The sequence below is a fragment of the Bacillus sp. MUM 116 genome, from assembly GCF_001866655.1.
In the GTDB taxonomy this organism is placed as follows: Bacteria; Bacillota; Bacilli; order Bacillales; family Cytobacillaceae; genus Neobacillus.
Genome location: NZ_MLYR01000023.1, coordinates 26,448 through 44,314 on the forward strand (window position 1 = coordinate 26,448; position 17,867 = coordinate 44,314).

Sequence of the window (17,867 nt, forward strand, 5' to 3'; positions counted from 1 at the left end):
TATTCAACAACCAATGCTACTGTTTTCGTAATCTATGAACAAATAAACCATGGTTATTGGCTGATAGTTTTTATTTAGGGAAAGTATTTGAAAAATACCTAATGTAAAATACTTGCCCGATTGTAATTCATAATACTTTCAAAAGTATACTCGGCGATCATCTAGCTCCTTCACCGATTCAAGCCCTAATTCCTCATTAAAGTCACCAATTGTGATGACATCAAAATCAGAATTCTTTAACCAAATCCAAAACCGTTTCACGGCAAATTCTTCCTGCTCCACCCAGGAAAAAGACTTTCATCCTTTGCCTCCTTTTTAAAATTTAAAATATTCACTTAATTCTTGATGTGATTTGATTGTATCATAAATTATTTGGTTTGTCTTGGTTTTAGTTGTTATTTTTTAAAAAAATTTTTAATTTTATATTGGTTTTAGTTTGGAGTTTTATATAAATAAAATTGGAGCATCTGTAAAAAAGTGGTTTTTAGGAAATTTACCCTCTAAATAGCCAAGTTACCCCGGACAATAAAAAGCCAGATCCTAGTTAAACTAGAACCTGGCTTTTATATTACCCAGAACTACTATGATATCCCCGCTTCCCTTCTTCTTTGTCCAATGTCATGGGATGGCGGTGTTCGATTATCTGGCTAATTTTCGCCAGTAAAAATGTAATTAATACGGAAGTAAAAACCAAGCCGTAAAAACCAGCTCCAATACCTATTCCAACTCCCCCGGCAAAAAAAATCATCGCTGCAGAAGTCAATCCCTTTACTTGTAATCCATCCTTTATAATTAAGCCGGCCCCTAAAAAACCAAGTCCAGATACAATTTGTGCAGCGAGCCTCATCGGATCCATTCGGTTATTTGCATTTGAGCCACCAAAAATCTCAGCACTATAAATGGACACCAGTGTAATGAGTGTGCATGAAACAGAAACATAGGTAAAGGTTTTTAGTCCTGCCGGCTTATTTTTGGCACTGCGGTCCCAGCCTATAAACATTCCCAGGAGTGCGCTAATGATTAAACGCAGATAGATTTCAATGTTTTTCCAAAAATGCTCTTCATATAAGACTCCCAAATGGTCCATTCGTTTTCCCCCTTTCCCGGGAGTTTGTTCCATAGGTACGGAGAGTCTATCAATAAGTTTTCCTTATTTTTAATTAGCAACCAGCCATTGTACATTGTTTTCCTTCAACAAGTATTCCCAGTCTTGTGGATGCTCATGATCTGAAACGATGATATCAATATCAATTAAATCTGCCATTTTATAATGGGTTCGCTTCCCGATTTTTGAATAATCAATTAAAACAATGGATTGGCTGGAATGCTCAATTAACTTCTTGGTTACCATACCTTTGGACGAGTCAAAACTCGTAATCCCTGCTTCCCTTGTTAATCCGTCTGCCGAGATAAAATATTTGTCAACATAAAGATTTTCCAGCATTTCGATTGTAAGGCTTCCTGTAACCCGATGGTGGGTTGTGTTAATTTCGCCGCCTAGCATAATGATTTTTCCGGTAAAAATATTATGCTGGTGCAGCTCAATTAACACAGAAAGTGCTGAAATGGAGGTAGTAAAAATCGTTATATTCTGCTTATTACGTAAATTTTTAACAAGTTGCATTGGTGTACTGCCTTCATCAATCGCAATGACATCATTATCATTGATCAGGCTCACTGCAAACTCTCCGATTCGATGTTTGGCTTCAGAATGAGTCACCTCTCGTTCTACGGTAGGGGGCTCTTCGTTAAAAAACGAAATGTTGATCGCACCTCCATAAACTTTTTTCAATTTTTCTTCCTTTTGCAGTTGATCCAAATATTTACGAACAGTTTCCGTAGAAACCTTTAAAATATCAGAAAGTTCGTTAACCTTAACCTTGCCACTGACTTCAAGGAGCTCGAGTATTTTCCTTTTCCTTTCCTCTCCTACTAATGACAAACCCATTCACCCCACGATTTGATAATCCACTATAATCTTACTACAATAATTGGAAAAAGATAGCGATTTTATTTGAATATTCGTTTATTTTACCACCAAATTTTACCGGTTACCAATATTATAGTGTATAAGTGGAATCGATTTGGGTGGATTACTTTTCAGAAACGGTATCAAGCCAATAGCTGCTTTGTTCAATTGCCTGAAGCAGGCCCTCAATATCTTTTTGGTGGACATCTCCGATATTCCCGATTCGGAATGTATCTAATGCAGAAACCTTCCCAGGATAAATTACAAACCCTTTTTCTTTTAATTTATGATAGAACACCTTGAAGTCGAAACTTTCAGAATTAGGATAATAAAATGATGTAATAATTGGTGACTGCAGCTCTTCAGGTAAAATAGGCTGAATTTGAAGCTTTTTCATTCCATCAGAAAGAACCTTTTGGTTGTTCTTGTATCTGCTTGCTCTAACCTTAATACCGCCCTCTTCTTCAAGCTCTTTTAATGCCTGAGCAAAAGCACGAACAACATGGGTTGGTGAAGTAAACCTCCACTTGCCGTTTTGTTCCTCCATTGTTTTCCATTGATCATAAAGGTCTAGTGAAACCGATCTGGCATTATCTTTACATTTTTCAAATTCGTCCTTTTTTACAATTGCAAAGCCAAATCCAGGGACACCTTCAATACATTTATTAGCACTGCTAATGATATAATCAATATTTAAATCGGCGATATCCAATTCAACTCCGCCAAAGCTTGACATAGCATCTACTATAAACACCCGGTTATAACGTTTAACAATTTCACTTACTTTTTCTATTGGATTGAGCATACCTGTTGTCGTTTCACAATGAACAATTGCTACATGGGTAATTTCGGTATCATTTTCTAACTGGACCGTTAACCGATTCAAATCAATAGCTTCCACTTCACTGCTATCAATAACCACTGTATTAATTCCAAGGGTTTTGGCAATCTTAACAATCCGGCTTCCATATACCCCGTTTGCAATTACCAACAATTTGCCGTCCCGCGGCACAACGGTCCCAATTACGGATTCAACACTGAAAGTACCGCTCCCCTGCATTAATACTGCAGAATACTGATCTACCGATTTTGTTGCCAACTGTACAAGGCTTTTACGGATTCCCTGGACAATATTATTATAATCATCATCCCATGTACACCAGTCCTTCATCATCGCAAGCTTAACAGTATCCGTTGTTGTTAGGGGACCAGGTGTAAGTAATAGGTAAGGGTTGTTTGTGAAATCGTTTTGTTTCATTTGTTCATTCTCCTTTTAAATTAAATTTTTTTAAGTAAGTTTGTAAGGCATTTATAAGAATATATTTTCTTGCTCTGTGTCTTCAACTACACCTGGATTTGCAGAATGTTTGCCACCCCCTCGAAGTGAAAGTTTTGCATGTATAAAGTAAACCGCAAGTACAATGACAAAACTGATTAAACTCAAGATGAGTTGTGAACGAGTGCCCCCATCATAGGCCATTGAAATCAATACACCTATCATCGCTAGGATAGAAATGATGGTTAAGTAGGGGAACCCCCACATCTTCACAATCAATTTGTCAGGCGCTTCTTGCTCTAATTTCTTTCGCATCTTGAATTGGGATACAGCAATGAACAGATAGATAAACAGTCCCACTGCCCCAGACGCATTGAGTAAAAACGCGAAGGCGTTAGGAGAAACGTATGCTAAAACCACGGTTATAAAAGCTATTATTGTACAAAATAGTATGGCCTTTACAGGAACCCCCCGGGAGTTAACATCGAGTAATCGACGCGGGGCTTCCCCACGATTCGCCAATGCGTAAAGCATCCGTGAACTTGTATAAATACCCGAATTCAGACACGACAAGACCGCTACCAAAACAACGATATTGATGATTGCCCCAGCGGCAGGAATATGCAATACATTCATGACGCTGACATATGGACTCTTTAAGATTTGGGTGTCATTCCAAGGCACAATGGTAACGACTACAAACATAGAACCAACATAAAAAATTAGCACTCTCCAAATGACGGAACTAGTTGCTCTTGCCACGGATTTTCGTGGCTCATCCGATTCGGCTGCCGCGATTGTAGCAATCTCGGCGCCTATAAATGCGGCCACCGCGGTGATAATCCCCGAAAACATAACTCCTACACCATGAGGTGCAAAACCACCATGCGCGGTAAGATTCTCAAACGAAAAGTGTGTTCCAGGCCACACTCCTAGGATGAATAAGCCACCAACAACCAAGAACAATACAATCGTTGCCACCTTTATGAACGAAAACCAGTACTCGAATTCCCCGTAAGCGCGAACGGATACTAAGTTCGTCAGGGTTAACAAAATGAGCGGTATTGTGCTCAAAAGCCACTGGGGTACATTCGGCAACAGCCAGGAATGCAATACCGCTGCACTGGCCGTTGCTTCGATTCCCAGGACAATGACCCAGAAAAACCAATATAACCAACCGACCGAAAAACCAGCCCAATCCCCAAGTGCGGTTCTGGCATACTGAGCAAACGACCCAAGAGTCGGATAAGCCACTGCCATTTCTCCCAACATGCGCATAATCATAACGACCAACAAACCAGCCAAGAAGTAGGACACAATTGCCGCTGGACCGACGGATCGAATGACAGTGCCACTACCCACGAACAAACCTGCACCGATGGTTCCACCCAAAGCGATCATTGTCATATGTCTCATTTTTAGACCTTTATGCAACGAATTACTCATACTGCTCCTCCTAATATATTAGTAGTAAGAGCTCTTTCTAGAAGAATTTCCAGTTGGTCCGGATCCTCTAAAATTACTCTAGCTTCCTATAGGTATTTTCGATTGGCAGCCTTTCGACTCCCTCATCAAATAATTATTTTTTTACCCTTGCTTTACCCCAATCGATGGGGGAGTCAGAAGCAAAGTGTTCCATTATTAGTATTGAAAATACATTGTTCAATTGAATATCTAAAATGGCGGATGATGGAGGAAGCTCCATCGTTTTCTCCGTCATTTTTTAATAGAATTAACATCTCCTTATCCATTACTATAAGCACGATTCAACATATCAAATCACAGGTAAAAAGATTGGATAAAGAGATTGCCAAATTGATGAAAGGCATAACGCAAACCCTTACCTCCGTAAAAGGGATTGGGGACGTATATGCAGCTGGATTAATCGCTGAAATTGGTGATATCAAACGATTTAAAGACCACCATGGCTTAGCGAAGTATATTTTTATGCTGATTTTTTTGTTGGCGAATCTTTTTCTTTTTCACTCATTGACTTCATTAAACTTACACAAATAAGGGACATAACTCCTAAAAGCATTAGGTAGATGGCTGCAGGCACCCAAGAACCCTGGAAAGCAGTGACTAATGATGTTGCAATTAATGGAGCTGTACCGCCGAATATGGCAGCACCCAGCTGGTAGCCCATGGAAATACCGGTATAGCGAACTTCTGCACGAAACATTTCCGAAAACATGGTGCCTAAAACTGAGGTGATAATAGACCAGATAGCATAGCCGATCATAACGGCAATGGTTAATAAGAGGATTGATTTTTTTGAAAGTAAAAAGAAATATGGCATTGCAAAGATAATTACACTAACTGTTCCAATTATAAATATCTTTTTTCGTCCAAAACGGTCTGATAGACTGCCCATTAAAGGGATCATGACTAATGAAATTAGTGTACCGATTGTGACAGCATTTAGAACAGGGCCTTCTGGCATTTTCAATGAATTAGTGGCATAGGAAATTCCAAAGGTTGCAAAGATATAAAATGGTGCTGTTTCAATGGCTTTGGCACCAGTTGTTAAGATAACCTCTTTCCAGTGATTTTTAAAGGTATCGACAATCGGCAATTTTGAAACAGCGCCTTCGTCTTTCGCTTTTTGGAAATCAGGTGTTTCTTCTAAACCATTCCGAATCCACAAACCAAGAATGACTAGTAATAAACTTGCAACAAAAGGAACTCTCCAGCCCCAAGCAAGAAACTGTGCATCAGGCAGTAATCTCATTAGAGAGATTGTAGCTGTTGCCAATACCATCCCGACTGCTGCTCCCATCATTGGAACACTTCCGGCAAAACCCCGATTCTTTTTCTCGGAGTATTCGACCGCCAACAAAACGGCTCCTCCCCACTCGCCTCCGACAGCAATCCCTTGGATCAACCTTAAGCTAACAAGCAAAATAGGTGCCCATGCGCCAATACTACCGTATACTGGCAGCACCCCAATTAAAGCGGTGCTGGAACCCATAATGGCAAGGGTTAGAACTAGTGATTTTTTCCTCCCTAGCCGATCACCGATATGGGAGAATATTACTCCTCCAAGCGGACGGAAGAAATAGGGAATTCCAAATGATGCTAAAGCAATCAAAAGCCCTACCTTTGGATCGAAGTTTGGAAAGAAAAGCTTGTTAAATACGAGCGCAGCAACAGTTCCATAAAGCAGGTAATCATAATATTCAATTGAACTACCTATCAAACTTGCAACTAATGCTTTTGCCTTCACCTTCTTTGAATGTCCTTTTGCGGTCAAAAAACCTCCCCCTTAACAAAGTATAAGCTACAACTGGAAGCGCTTTCGTTTGTATCTCGCAATTAAGAATAACATGTTTTCTGAGAATTGTGAATAGTTTTTTCGATATTTTCTTTTATTTGATTGGTTTATATTTGTTTTTACTGTTTGTTTTGGTTGTTTGTTTGGTTTTACAGTAAAAAAAGATGTAGATCCCTACATCTTTTAAACCTTTTCAACTGAACTTTACGACCATGACCCCCGCTACAATGATAAAAATGGATGCCCATTTTACGAAATTTATTTTTTCTTTGAGCCAAATCAAGCCAATTAACGCTGCAAAAACAATGCTAATCTCACGAACCGCGGCAACATAAGTAACCGGGGTGGTTTCCATTGCGTAAACAGCCAATGCATTTGAAATAAAAACAAAAAGCCCGCCGATAATTAAGGGAATCGGGTACTTTTTCACTAATGGAAAATAGGAAACTTCTAATTTTGTGATTCGATCAATGATTAATTTCCCAACGAACATTCCAACGTAAACAAAGTACTTAAATAATAAACCAGACATATGCGCGGCTCCCATGCCGTCCAAAACACTGCTTAAGGCGGAAAAAGAACCGGCCAGAAATACCCATTTGAGGTGGTGAAAATTCCCCTTGAACATTTCATAAGTACCGGTTATCGAAAGCTTTTGCTGGTTGATGAAAAGAATTCCACAAATGATCATGATGATTCCTGCGATCCCCATTAAGGTAATAGTTACCCCAAAAAAGATAAAGCTAAGGATCGTCGCGACAATAGGGGCCGTGCCTCTTAAGATGGGATAAGCGTTACTTAGCGTATTAGATTGATAGACTTTCCCAAGGGCAAAGAAATACAATGTTTCAGAAATCGTACTGAAAAATGCCCACTTATATGCTTTTACAGCAAAATCACCTATATGAAGAAGATAGATGGCGAGCGGCAGGTAAAGAATCACGGAGGCGCCTAAAATTAATGTAAAAAACGCCTCCCTCTCCTCCACCCTTTTTCCTAGTGCATTCCATATCGCATGGCATACTGCTGCAATTAAAATAATGCTTAAAATTGTATTGGACATAATGGTTAACGCTGCTGCCAGGCTTGTGTCCGCTTTCTTATTTTCTTCGTGGCAAATTCATAGATGACACGAACCAGAATATTCGTTAACACAATAATCAACGACATAGCAGCTGCAGGCGCTGTATCTCCGGCATCTGTCATATTGACGATAGAAATCGAAGCAAGCTTCGTATCCGCTGTATAAAGGAAAATAACAGCAGAGATCGTAGTCATCGAATTGACAAAGAGATAAATTCCAATTTCCAAAATAGCCGGAAGTGACATCGGAACGGTCACATTAAAAAATGTTTTATAGAATGGAATATTCATGGATTCGGATACGGGTTCAAATTCTTTATCCAATTTCTTCAATGCGGTTGTTGCTGTAATCAGGTTGACTGAATAAAAATGGATGATATTCGCAAGGATGATGATCATAAATGTCCCGTAGAGTGACTGGAACGGGTTCGTTATATACACGCCGATGAATGGCACTTCAAATTCTGGTTTATTAAAGAAAAAGATATAAGCTAATCCAATGACAAGACCTGGCAAAGCAAGCGGTAAAATCGACAAAAAGTAACTTAGCTGCCTTGCGATTTTCATAAACCTGGTTTTCTCTATTAAATAAGCCCCAAAGAAAATAATTATTGTTCCGAGAATTGCCGGAATAAGCGAAACATAAAGGCTGTTAAAATAAGGCTCAAGTCCATTACCAGCAACATTTTTAAACGTTAAATGTTCAAGTGTTAACGAGAAATTATAGGGCCAGACTTTAACCAGTGAAGCGGCGATAATCGCACCAATTAACGATAAAACTCCTAAAGAAATTAAAAGACAGTAAACAAAATAGGCTCTGTCACGCCATGGATTTTTCACGATTTTATACGAAACAGATTTTGAAGAAAAAGAGGTACTTTGTTTTCTTTGCATCATCCGGTCTGCTAAAAACGCGACTAAAGCCGGAATAATTAATATAATCCCTACAGTTGATCCCATGCTTAAATTCTGCTGTCCGACAACCTGCTTATAAATATCAGTGGCAAGCACATTATATTGGGCACCGACCACTTTTGGAGCTCCAAAATCAGTAAAACTTAATATAAAAGCAACAAAAAAAGCGCTTACCAAACCATATTTGATACTTGGAATCGTAACAGTGAAAAACTTTTTCATTTTTCCAGATCCAAGCGTTTCTGCTGCTTCATACAATCTATAGTCTGTTACAGAAATCGCCACCATCAAGATTAAAAAGGCCTGCGGGAACGTATAGATGACCTCTGAAATGACAATTCCAACGGGGCCATATAAATGAATATCAATTCCCATAGTGGATCCGAATATTTTTTCAAATAAGCCAAAAAAGCCAGTTGTGAACGCTCCTTTATTCCCAAACAAGTAAATAAGTGCAATCCCGTGCATCATCGTTGGTGCAAACAATGGAAGAAACGCTACATATTTGAAAAATCCTTTCCAGCGGATATGCGTTCTCGTTAATGCATAAGCATAAAAAAACGCCAAGACAACCGATATTACACCTGTCAAAATGGAGATATATAATGTATTGTACTTGGATTGAACGAGCGACTCTGTTTTAAAATAATTAACAAAATTAACAACCCCAACATATTCACCCTTTTTATCTTTAAGCGCTTCCAAAAATAGCTGAATTAACGGAAGAACAATCCCAATAATTAATCCCAAAAGCATTAAGATAATTAATGATTTATGAAACCACTCTGCTTTTCCAGTCTTTTGGCGAATTTTTCGTTTATCAATCGTATTTTGTACTGTAACCTCTGACGGCTTTAATACAGTTTCCTCCGTAACCACTATGATCACCTCAACATTTTATTCCATTTTTACTTTTAACAAAGACCTTGTTTCACAAAAAAGCATGCCTATGAGTATGTAACAAGATGATTTTGCGGCAATTCTGCATTCAGAATACTTTCCTTGTCAATATCCAGATTTTTCACTAAAGATGCTGGGACATCTACCGTGAATAACCCATCCGACACCTGATAAGATTGATCCATGTTTTCCAACAATAATCGATAAAATGCACCGCGAAATTCTAAAGCTTTCACTTTCGTTTTGATACTGCTTTTTGTTTCAGTATCCACTATGTGAATATGCTCCGGTCTAATGGCAATTGTTAATCCCTCTTGCCCCAGCATGTTAACGGTTCCGATAAAATCTGCAACAAAAGGGGTTTTAGGTTGTTCGTATACCTCCTGCGGTGTACCGATTTGCTCCATTTTTGCGTTATTCATAACGACAATTTTATCGGCCATAGTCAATGCTTCATCCTGGTCATGTGTTACCATGATGGTGGTGATTCCAAGCTTCTCCTGTAATTTACGAATTTCAATTCTCAATTTTAGCCTTACCTTTGCATCAAGGGCAGATAGTGGCTCATCTAATTACAGGAAGGTAGGAGATAGGGCTTTCCTTGTAGAAGCATCAAAAGAATCACCTTTCTTTTAATTAGGCTCTGTTAAACTTGGTTGTTGTTTTCCGCTCCAGGTGCGAGCGGTACGGGGAGCCTCCTCGTCACTTCGCTCCTTCTGCTCCAATCAACATTGTTCAAAAATCAACATTGTTCTTTAACACAGCCTTTAATTAAGTAATACTAATATTGTTAATCCCCAAGACAAACACAAGAAAAACCAATTAAATTTAACAAAAATAATTGGCTTTAGTTTTATTTCATTTGAATTATATTGTTTTTTTCTTCTCCCTACTTTTAAATAATCCGAAATTATCATATAATTGTAAATATTTTAATCTATATATGATATTAATACACTATGAAATGGTTAGAGACAGAAAAGGTTTGTGACTAGACGCACCTTACTTGCTGTGACACCAACATCTTTTCTGCAAATTTTAGAGGAAGGGGTTGTAAAAATGAGCGACAGAGAAACAAAAACAGATGTCATTTTAATTGGCGCCGGAGTCATGAGTGCGACTTTGGGGACACTCATGAAAGAATTAGTACCAGAATGGGAAATTACAGTGTTTGAGAAGCTCGCAAAGGAAGGAGAGGAAAGCTCTAACGAATGGAATAATGCGGGTACGGGGCATGCCGCACTGTGCGAGCTTAACTACACGGTCGAAAAATCGGATGGATCTATAGATATTAATAAAGCTATAAAAATTAATGAACAGTTTCAGGTTTCAATGCAGTTTTGGTCTTATCTTGTAAACAGCAGGCTGATACGTAATCCACAAGACTTTATCATGCCACTGCCTCATATGAGTTTTGTACAAGGGGAACGAAATGTAACGTTTTTAAAGAAACGTTTTAAAGCGCTATCAAACAACCACCTTTTCCAAGGGATGGAATTTTCCGATGAACCAGAACAACTGATGGAATGGATTCCGCTTATTATGCAAGACCGCGCATCGAATGAACCTATAGCTGCAACAAAAATCGACTCTGGAACTGATATCAACTTCGGTGCTTTAACACGCATGTTGTTTGATCACCTAGAAAGTAAAAATGCCGTAATAAACCACAAACATAATGTTAAGGATATTAAACGTACTAGTGACGGCTTGTGGGAATTGAAGGTGCAGAATCTCGATAGCGGTACTGTCGAACTCCATACTGCAAAGTTCGTCTTTATCGGAGGCGGCGGCGGAAGCCTGCATTTACTGCAAAAATCCGGTATTCCTGAAGGAAAACATATTGGAGGATTTCCGGTAAGTGGAATATTTATGGTGTGTAATAATCCAGATGTTGTAGCGCAGCATCATGCAAAAGTATACGGCAAAGCTAAGGTTGGTGCTCCGCCTATGTCTATTCCGCATCTTGACACAAGATATATCGACAATAAAAAATCGTTGCTATTTGGACCATTTGCCGGCTTCTCACCAAAGTTCTTAAAAAATGGTTCAATTTTTGATCTAGTAACTTCCGTAAACCCGAATAATGTCTTAACTATGTTGGCGGCAGGCGTAAAAGAGATGTCATTGACAAAATACCTGATTAAGCAAGTTATGTTATCGGAAGAAGAGCGCATGGAAGAGTTACGTGAATTTATCCCGAACGCCAAAAGAGAAGATTGGGATTTTGTCGTAGCGGGCCAACGTGTGCAAGTTATAAAAGATACTGAAGCTGGTGGTAAGGGAACGCTTCAATTTGGTACGGAAGTGATTACTTCCGCTGACGGCTCGATCGCAGCATTACTAGGCGCTTCTCCAGGTGCTTCTACTGCTGTTCACGTTATGCTTGAGGTAATCAAAAAATGCTTCCCGCAATATATAGAAGAGTGGGAACCGAAAATCAAAGAAATAATTCCTTCTTATGGCATATCACTAATGGAAAACCCAGAGCTTCTTCACGAAATTCATACTTCAACAGCGCAGACGCTTGGTCTTATTGAAAAAGAGCCGGTCTTTAGTTAATTCTTTGGATGTAGAAACCAAGATATTGAATGAGAAATAAAACACAGAACCATCTATGTCGAGAAAAAACATGCAGATTATGTTCCGGAATACGAGCGTCATTCACATTAATCGCAATACGTTTAACTGTTATATCCGCCCCCCTGCCTGTCCGAAAACAAAAAATTACAGCCCCGAGTCGCCTTCATAGTTAAGAAGGCGACTCGCTGAATATTCTTATTAAAGCGAGAATAAATAAATGAACAAAGCATTTATAGCTAAAATAAAAGAGACATCAGGTCTAAAACCAAATGTCTCCTTTGACTTTAAAAATCAATATGATCAGGGTCCGGACCCACTCGATGATTTTGGTTCAGTTGGTCAATCCGGTTCATCTCTTCCTTCGACAGGCTAAAATTAAAGACGGATGCATTTTCAACGATACGATGCTCTTTCGTAGATTTAGGAATCGTTACAACTCCATTTTGCAGGTCCCAGCGTAAAATAACTTGAGCCGCTGATTTATTATACTTTGAAGCAATCTCTTTCAGTACCGGATTGTCAAGCAATTGTCCCTGCATCAATGGCGACCAGGCTTCAAGCTGGATATCATGATCCCGGCAAAATTCCTGAAGCGTTTTTTGAGTAAGACGAGGATGGTACTCCACCTGGTTTACCATTGGTTTGATTTCTGCATCCTTCATTAAGTCTTCTAGGTGGTGGGTTTGAAAATTACTTACCCCAATTGCTTTTACGCGTCCTTGTTTATATAGAGTTTCCAATGCTCTCCAGGCCTCTTTATATTTCCCCTCTACTGGCCAGTGAATAAGATATAAATCCAAGTATTCCAGACCTAGTTTTTGAAGGCTATTTTCATAGGCCGTTAAAGTAGATTCATAGCCTAAGTCAGAGTTCCACACCTTTGAAGTGACAAATAACTCTTCCCTTGAAATTCCAGTCTCGCGTAATCCCTCACGGATTCCTTGTCCCACACCCTCTTCATTTCCGTAAATCGCCGCTGTATCCACACTGCGATATCCATGTATAATAGCTGTTCTAACAGCATTTACAAGCTCGGGACCTTCTTCTACTTTAAATACACCTAAGCCAAACCAGGGCATTTTTACACCATTATTTAATATCGTTTTACCTTGCAAGTTTTTCATCTAGATTCTCCTCATTATTTAAGAAATTTTTTATTTTTTCGTCCTTCTGTTCTAGTGCTCTGCTCCAGCCTGTTAAAATAACAGCTCCCAGAACCATCAATGCACCTACCCAACCAGTATGAATCAGTCCAATGGAGTCTGTAATTATGCCGCCAAGATACGACCCTATCGCGATTCCAGCGTTAAAGGCAGCAATATTGATAGCAGAAGCAATGTCCACTGCACTTGGTACAAAACGCTCAGCCAACATCACCACGTAAACTTGTAATCCAGGAACATTCATGAAAGCCAATATTCCCATAAAAATTATTGTAATTAAGCCAGCTGCCTTAAATGGTGCAGTAAAGGTTAAAACGAACAGCACAATACCTTGTAAAATAAACATATAGAATAAAGCTGATATAGGCTTCCGGTTGGCTGCCTTTCCGCCTATTACATTACCAATTGCAATGGCTATTCCATAGACAAGTAAAATCACCGCCACGGACCCTTGTTTAAAGCCTGTAATTTCTTGAAGTAATGGTGAAAGATACGTAAAGACAACAAATGTTCCGCCATATCCTAATGCAGTAATTAGAAATAAAAGTAATAACCGGCCATTGGTAACAAGCTTGAATTGATCACGAAAAGTCGTCCTGATTCCTTTTGGCAAATCAACGGGTATTAATAGACTGTTTGCAATAAAAGCAATCACACCAATTGCAACAATTGCCATAAAGGCAAATCTCCAGCCAAATTGCTGACCAAGAAAGGTTCCGAACGGAACACCTGTCACGGTAGCTACCGTGAGCCCTGTAAACATAATTGAAATCGCACTTGCCCGGCGATTTTCCGGGACTAAATTCGCTGCGATTGTAGATCCGATGGACATAAAAACTCCATGGGAAAACGCAGAAACAACACGGGCCACCAGCAAAACGCTCACCATTGTCGCATTAGCAGCAATACTATTGCCGATGATAAAAATAATCATGATCCATAGTAATAATGTTTTTCGCGACATTCTTGAGGTCAGGGAAGTAAGAATAGGTGCCCCAAAGGTTACCCCTAAGGCATATAACGAAACCGTCAGTCCCGCAGTTGTGACGGATATTTTTAAATCATTAGCGATTAGCGGCAATAATCCAACACTGATAAACTCCGTTGTTCCGATTGCAAAGGCACTGACCGCCAAAGCGAGCAACGCCAGGGTACTTCTTTTTTTATCTAAAACCATATTTTCTCCTCCTTATCGATTTAGTGGTTTCTGGAAAACTATATAAATGTGTGGTTTTTGTTAGCCGGCAAATGTTATTATGGAATATAAAGAACATAAAAGAAAGTACGTACTTTTAAGTAATATAGGAACCTAAAAGTGATATAGGTACTTTTTAGTACCTATATGAAAGGAGAAAATCATGCAGAAGAAATATAATATTTCAGTTGAAGCCACGTTGGAAGTAATCGGGGGAAAATGGAAATGTGTGATTCTTTGCCATCTGACACATGGGAAAAAGCGAACAAGTGAATTGAAACGGCTTATGCCAAACATTACACAAAAAATGCTGACCCAGCAATTACGGGAATTAGAAGAAGACGGGGTTGTAAAGCGGATAGTCCATAACCAGGTCCCTCCTAAAGTGGAGTATGAACTTAGTGAATACGGCTGGAGTTTAAAAGACATTCTGGACTCTCTTTGTACATGGGGAGAAAAACATATTACCAAGGTATACGGGGATAAATTTTCCGTCCTAGAAGATAACGTATTAAATAAATGATCAGTTAAAGAAAAGAAAAGAAAAAGAAGGCGGTTGAAAATAAAATTTTCAGCTGCCTTCTTTTAATAGGTTTCATAGATAATATTTCCGGTATGGGTGGTATCATAATCACCTAAAGCGTGAATTTCGCTCTTAAATTGCCTGGAGGTTAAAATATCCTTTATCGTACCAATGAGTTTTTCTGTTTCCAAAGTTTTTAGTATCACCAGATCATAACGTTCTGTTATTAATGGGATAAAATCGATTCCAACGATTTTGGCTGCTTTTTCGATTCCAACTCCCACATCCGCTGCCCCTGAAGAAATAACGGATGCCACACTTAAATGATTGGACTCCTCATTCTCATAGCCATTAATGTTTCTTGGCGAAATTTGATTGAGCCGAAGTTGTTCATCAAGAAGAATCCTTGCCCCCGACCCTTTTTCCCGATTGACAATTTTTATATGATTCTGTTTTAAGTCTGTCCAAGAAGTAATGTTAAGAGGGTTTCCATTTTTAACATAAAAACCAGCCTTCCTTGAGAGAAGGTTAAGCAAAATATAAGAGTGGCCTACTAAAATTTTCTTTATGTATGGGAGATTATATTCTCCTGTATCCCCATCAAAAAGATGCAAACTGACAATATCACCTTCGCCATTGTACATAGAGATAAGACTATTCAAACTTCCGGTATAAGAACGAAGCGGCTTATAGGAAGAATGTTTCTCAATATATTTACCGAGAATATCCAGCACCATATCCTGGCCACTAATAATAATATTGTTGGATTCCACTTTTTCACTTCTTTGAAGATCAACAATAGGTGCTTGGTGTTTTGTTTTATGTGTTTTTTGATTGTGAATATATTGGTCAAGATCAGCCGCATCGATTCTCATTTGGCGACCCACACGGAAAGCAGGCAGCTCCCCTTTTTTCACAAGGTCATAAAGGGTTAATTTCGATACTTTTAGTAACTGTGATACCTCTTCAATCGTATAGGATAGCTCCTTTGACATTTGCATCGCCTCCATCTTTTATTTTAACTTAAAATTATTTATCCTGTATGTATTATACAAAATAGTTCACACCCAAAAGAAGCGCAGTTATTCAACGATTTTCTTCAAGGTCAAAATTCCATGAAGATTTTAGAAAAGTATGGGTTTAAAGGGCTTCATTAAAAAGCACACGAGTTAAATAAAAATGCGAGGATGAAATGTATGCATCCTCGCATTTTTTATGATTATGCTCTTACTTCGCTTGTCTGCTTGGCTTCCTGACGCTGTTCCTTGATTAAAATCCCTCCGACCAAGCCTAACAAAGTGAATATTACGGGAATGATAAAACCATATTGGTATCCAACACTGGCTTCTGAAGCATGAAAATAATCTAAAACCTTCCCAAAAACAGTTGGCAGCAAAACCGCACTCAAAAATCCTCCCGTATTCGCGAATCCGGAAACCACACCGACCTCTTTCATAGGGAAGGACTTTCGGACAACCGCAAAAGTTAACGAACTCGACCCGTTTCCATATCCAATAATAAAGTAAAGAATCATCAGCATATAAAATGGCGGTTTTCCTCCAAATAAAAGGAACGCAGCCCAGCTTAAGAAGATGATTAGATGAACAACCATATAGGGCCGTTTAATTGAATTCACCCGATTGGAAATCCATGTGGTCAACGGTGCACCGATAACGGCGCCAATTAGACCAATCATAATGAATTGACTGGCATGTGACCGCGTCATTCCATAGACGTGCATCCCATACGGTACTGCCCATGAACCGATAAACCCTACATACGTTCCGACTGCGCCAAAATGGCAAAAGAAGGTCGCCCACGCTTGGCGAGTCGAAAAAATCCGGCGTAACAATTGAAGTGGATTTTCATGTTTTTTCACCATTTTAACCTTGGGTGCCTCATTCTTAAAAATCTGTTTTGGTTTTTTTACCAGCACGAAATACAAAAGGAAAGCACAAAGGCATAAAATAATGCCAATCACTAAAAATGGCGGACGCCAGCCAAATAAAGAAATCCATGCTGAAAACGGAACAGTTGCCAGCAAGAATCCCATACTTCCGGCGACACCGGCAAGCCCCAACAGTCCGACAAATTCTTTTACTTTGAACCATTGACTTAAAATTAATACAAGGTTCACCCAAATGGTTGCATCCCCCATGCCCACTAATAATCGGGAAAGGACAAGAATTGCTCCATTTGGTGCAAGACTATAAATGACCGTTCCGGTTGCATTTAGCAATGTACCAATGATAAGGAAAAAATTTGGGCCAAACCTGTCTGATAATATGCCAATCGGAATCTGCAGTCCTGCGTACGCCAAAAATTGAATACTCGTCATTAATCCAATGGTGGAGGCAGTTAAATTGAAATCCGTCATTAATTGGTCCGTAATTAATCCCGGGGCCGTTCTTTGGCTGACAATTAAAAAATACGTAAACAATACCGTGGCAAAAACAACCCAACGATACTTGCTATTTTGTTTATCCAATGGTCTCTTCTCCTGATTACTTTTTTCTTTCTCAATATTATACTCCATATTTATTTCGAATATAGAAATTTCTACTCATGTAGGCGTTTACACTTCAAAAAAAGTTTTTTCCAATTAAAAAAGGCAATCCAGTAGGGATTTCCCTCTGCATTGCAAATGCCGATAAAGTGTATATCCTAGGCCATTTTTGGAAAAATAGATGGATGAGGCATTTAATATGGCTCTTTTCGTAAACTTTGTTGCTTTTGGACCTTGATAAGGGTCAAATACTTAAGTTTCTAGGCAATTTTCGCAAATGTTCTTACGAAAAGATGCCACGAAACATTTTGTTATACGGGTTGATGAACTTATACGAAAAACAACAATCTATGCGAAAATAGTCTTTGAAAAAGGAGTAGGTACCTTGAAAGCATTTCAGTTTTCAATTTCGTCCCGTTATGACAAAATAAGCATGATGAAAATAGAAGAAAGGGACGAAGACATGTGATAAATGAAGTC

The 17,867-nt window shown here is 39.0% G+C and carries 15 protein-coding genes and 2 pseudogenes; 4 read left to right on the top strand and 13 right to left on the bottom strand.

The genetic code is table 11. The features are described from left to right. Nucleotides 1-141: 141 nt before the first annotated feature. From BIV60_RS30215 to BIV60_RS06840, 5 genes and pseudogenes are all read right to left on the bottom strand, one after another. A pseudogene (locus tag BIV60_RS30215) lies at nucleotides 142-301 on the bottom strand (Rossmann-fold NAD(P)-binding domain-containing protein); the annotation flags it as partial. A gap of 267 nt (nucleotides 302-568) precedes the next feature. Continuing rightward, nucleotides 569-1,087 carry an MgtC/SapB family protein gene (locus BIV60_RS06825; protein ID WP_071354983.1) on the bottom strand — a complete coding sequence of 173 codons (519 nt, stop codon included), beginning with the start codon at nucleotides 1,085-1,087 and terminating at the stop codon, nucleotides 569-571. 69 nt (nucleotides 1,088-1,156) lie between these two features. Then, a complete protein-coding gene (locus BIV60_RS06830; RefSeq protein ID WP_071354984.1) occupies nucleotides 1,157-1,942 on the bottom strand; it encodes a DeoR/GlpR family DNA-binding transcription regulator in 786 nt (261 codons plus the stop codon). A gap of 151 nt (nucleotides 1,943-2,093) precedes the next feature. Continuing rightward, a complete protein-coding gene (phnW, locus tag BIV60_RS06835) occupies nucleotides 2,094-3,227 on the bottom strand; it encodes a 2-aminoethylphosphonate--pyruvate transaminase (RefSeq protein ID WP_071354985.1) in 1,134 nt (377 codons plus the stop codon). A 51-nt stretch (nucleotides 3,228-3,278) separates the two neighbouring features. After that, a complete protein-coding gene (locus BIV60_RS06840) occupies nucleotides 3,279-4,691 on the bottom strand; it encodes an amino acid permease (protein ID WP_071354986.1) in 1,413 nt (470 codons plus the stop codon). A gap of 387 nt (nucleotides 4,692-5,078) precedes the next feature. On the opposite strand from BIV60_RS06840, the pseudogene BIV60_RS30860 reads away from it, so the two are divergent. After that, nucleotides 5,079-5,186 (top strand): annotated as a pseudogene (locus BIV60_RS30860) (transposase); the annotation flags it as partial. A 4-nt stretch (nucleotides 5,187-5,190) separates the two neighbouring features. Here the strand turns inward: BIV60_RS30860 and BIV60_RS06850 are convergent. The 4 genes from BIV60_RS06850 to BIV60_RS06865 form a co-directional block, all read right to left on the bottom strand. Continuing rightward, nucleotides 5,191-6,498 carry an MFS transporter gene (locus BIV60_RS06850; RefSeq protein ID WP_071354988.1) on the bottom strand — a complete coding sequence of 436 codons (1,308 nt, stop codon included), beginning with the start codon at nucleotides 6,496-6,498 and terminating at the stop codon, nucleotides 5,191-5,193. A 214-nt stretch (nucleotides 6,499-6,712) separates the two neighbouring features. Beyond that, entirely contained in the window at nucleotides 6,713-7,582 is an 870-nt protein-coding gene (locus tag BIV60_RS06855) for an EamA family transporter (RefSeq protein ID WP_071354989.1), read from the bottom strand. A gap of 5 nt (nucleotides 7,583-7,587) precedes the next feature. Then, nucleotides 7,588-9,342 carry a putative 2-aminoethylphosphonate ABC transporter permease subunit gene (locus BIV60_RS06860; RefSeq protein WP_371261509.1) on the bottom strand — a complete coding sequence of 585 codons (1,755 nt, stop codon included), beginning with the start codon at nucleotides 9,340-9,342 and terminating at the stop codon, nucleotides 7,588-7,590. A gap of 122 nt (nucleotides 9,343-9,464) precedes the next feature. Beyond that, nucleotides 9,465-9,944 carry a TOBE domain-containing protein gene (locus BIV60_RS06865; protein WP_071354991.1) on the bottom strand — a complete coding sequence of 160 codons (480 nt, stop codon included), beginning with the start codon at nucleotides 9,942-9,944 and terminating at the stop codon, nucleotides 9,465-9,467. Nucleotides 9,945-10,452: 508 nt separating this feature from the next. On the opposite strand from BIV60_RS06865, the gene mqo reads away from it, so the two are divergent. Further along, entirely contained in the window at nucleotides 10,453-11,979 is a 1,527-nt protein-coding gene (gene mqo / locus BIV60_RS06870) for a malate dehydrogenase (quinone) (protein ID WP_256218318.1), read from the top strand. 305 nt (nucleotides 11,980-12,284) lie between these two features. Here the strand turns inward: mqo and BIV60_RS06875 are convergent, their stop codons facing one another. Beyond that, complete coding sequence (locus BIV60_RS06875) at nucleotides 12,285-13,124, bottom strand: aldo/keto reductase (protein WP_071354993.1); 840 nt, start codon at nucleotides 13,122-13,124, stop codon at nucleotides 12,285-12,287. Next, nucleotides 13,105-14,340 (bottom strand): MFS transporter, encoded by a 1,236-nt coding sequence (locus BIV60_RS06880; RefSeq protein ID WP_071354994.1) that lies wholly within the window; start codon nucleotides 14,338-14,340, stop codon nucleotides 13,105-13,107. The genes BIV60_RS06875 and BIV60_RS06880 overlap by 20 nt, the downstream gene beginning before the upstream one ends. Before the next feature lie 178 nt (nucleotides 14,341-14,518). Here BIV60_RS06880 and BIV60_RS06885 point away from each other — a divergent pair, with 178 nt between their 5' ends. Next, nucleotides 14,519-14,881, top strand: coding sequence for a winged helix-turn-helix transcriptional regulator (locus BIV60_RS06885; protein ID WP_071354995.1), 363 nt, complete (start codon nucleotides 14,519-14,521; stop codon nucleotides 14,879-14,881). 62 nt (nucleotides 14,882-14,943) lie between these two features. On the opposite strand, the gene BIV60_RS06890 is transcribed toward BIV60_RS06885, so the two are convergent. Continuing rightward, nucleotides 14,944-15,876: a substrate-binding domain-containing protein gene (locus tag BIV60_RS06890; protein ID WP_071354996.1), complete on the bottom strand. Its 933-nt coding sequence runs from the start codon at nucleotides 15,874-15,876 to the stop codon at nucleotides 14,944-14,946. A 36-nt stretch (nucleotides 15,877-15,912) separates the two neighbouring features. On the opposite strand from BIV60_RS06890, the gene BIV60_RS29080 reads away from it, so the two are divergent. Continuing rightward, nucleotides 15,913-16,038, top strand: coding sequence for a substrate-binding domain-containing protein (locus BIV60_RS29080; RefSeq protein WP_256218319.1), 126 nt, complete (start codon nucleotides 15,913-15,915; stop codon nucleotides 16,036-16,038). 62 nt (nucleotides 16,039-16,100) lie between these two features. On the opposite strand, the gene BIV60_RS06895 is transcribed toward BIV60_RS29080, so the two are convergent. Beyond that, nucleotides 16,101-17,369, bottom strand: coding sequence for an MFS transporter (locus BIV60_RS06895; RefSeq protein WP_071354997.1), 1,269 nt, complete (start codon nucleotides 17,367-17,369; stop codon nucleotides 16,101-16,103). Between the last annotated feature and the right edge of the window lie 498 nt (nucleotides 17,370-17,867).

What these genes read in the sequence shown, in the direction of transcription:
- BIV60_RS06825 (WP_071354983.1), bottom strand. Translation starts at nt 1,087, where the DNA reads ATGGACCATTTGGGAGTCTTATATGAAGAGCATTTTTGGAAAAACATT.
- BIV60_RS06840 (WP_071354986.1), bottom strand. Translation starts at nt 4,691, where the DNA reads ATGAGTAATTCGTTGCATAAAGGTCTAAAAATGAGACATATGACAATG.
- BIV60_RS06855 (WP_071354989.1), bottom strand. Translation starts at nt 7,582, where the DNA reads ATGTCCAATACAATTTTAAGCATTATTTTAATTGCAGCAGTATGCCAT.
- BIV60_RS06875 (WP_071354993.1), bottom strand. Translation starts at nt 13,124, where the DNA reads ATGAAAAACTTGCAAGGTAAAACGATATTAAATAATGGTGTAAAAATG.
- BIV60_RS06890 (WP_071354996.1), bottom strand. Translation starts at nt 15,876, where the DNA reads ATGTCAAAGGAGCTATCCTATACGATTGAAGAGGTATCACAGTTACTA.
- BIV60_RS06880 (WP_071354994.1), bottom strand. Translation starts at nt 14,340, where the DNA reads ATGGTTTTAGATAAAAAAAGAAGTACCCTGGCGTTGCTCGCTTTGGCG.
- phnW (WP_071354985.1), bottom strand. Translation starts at nt 3,227, where the DNA reads ATGAAACAAAACGATTTCACAAACAACCCTTACCTATTACTTACACCT.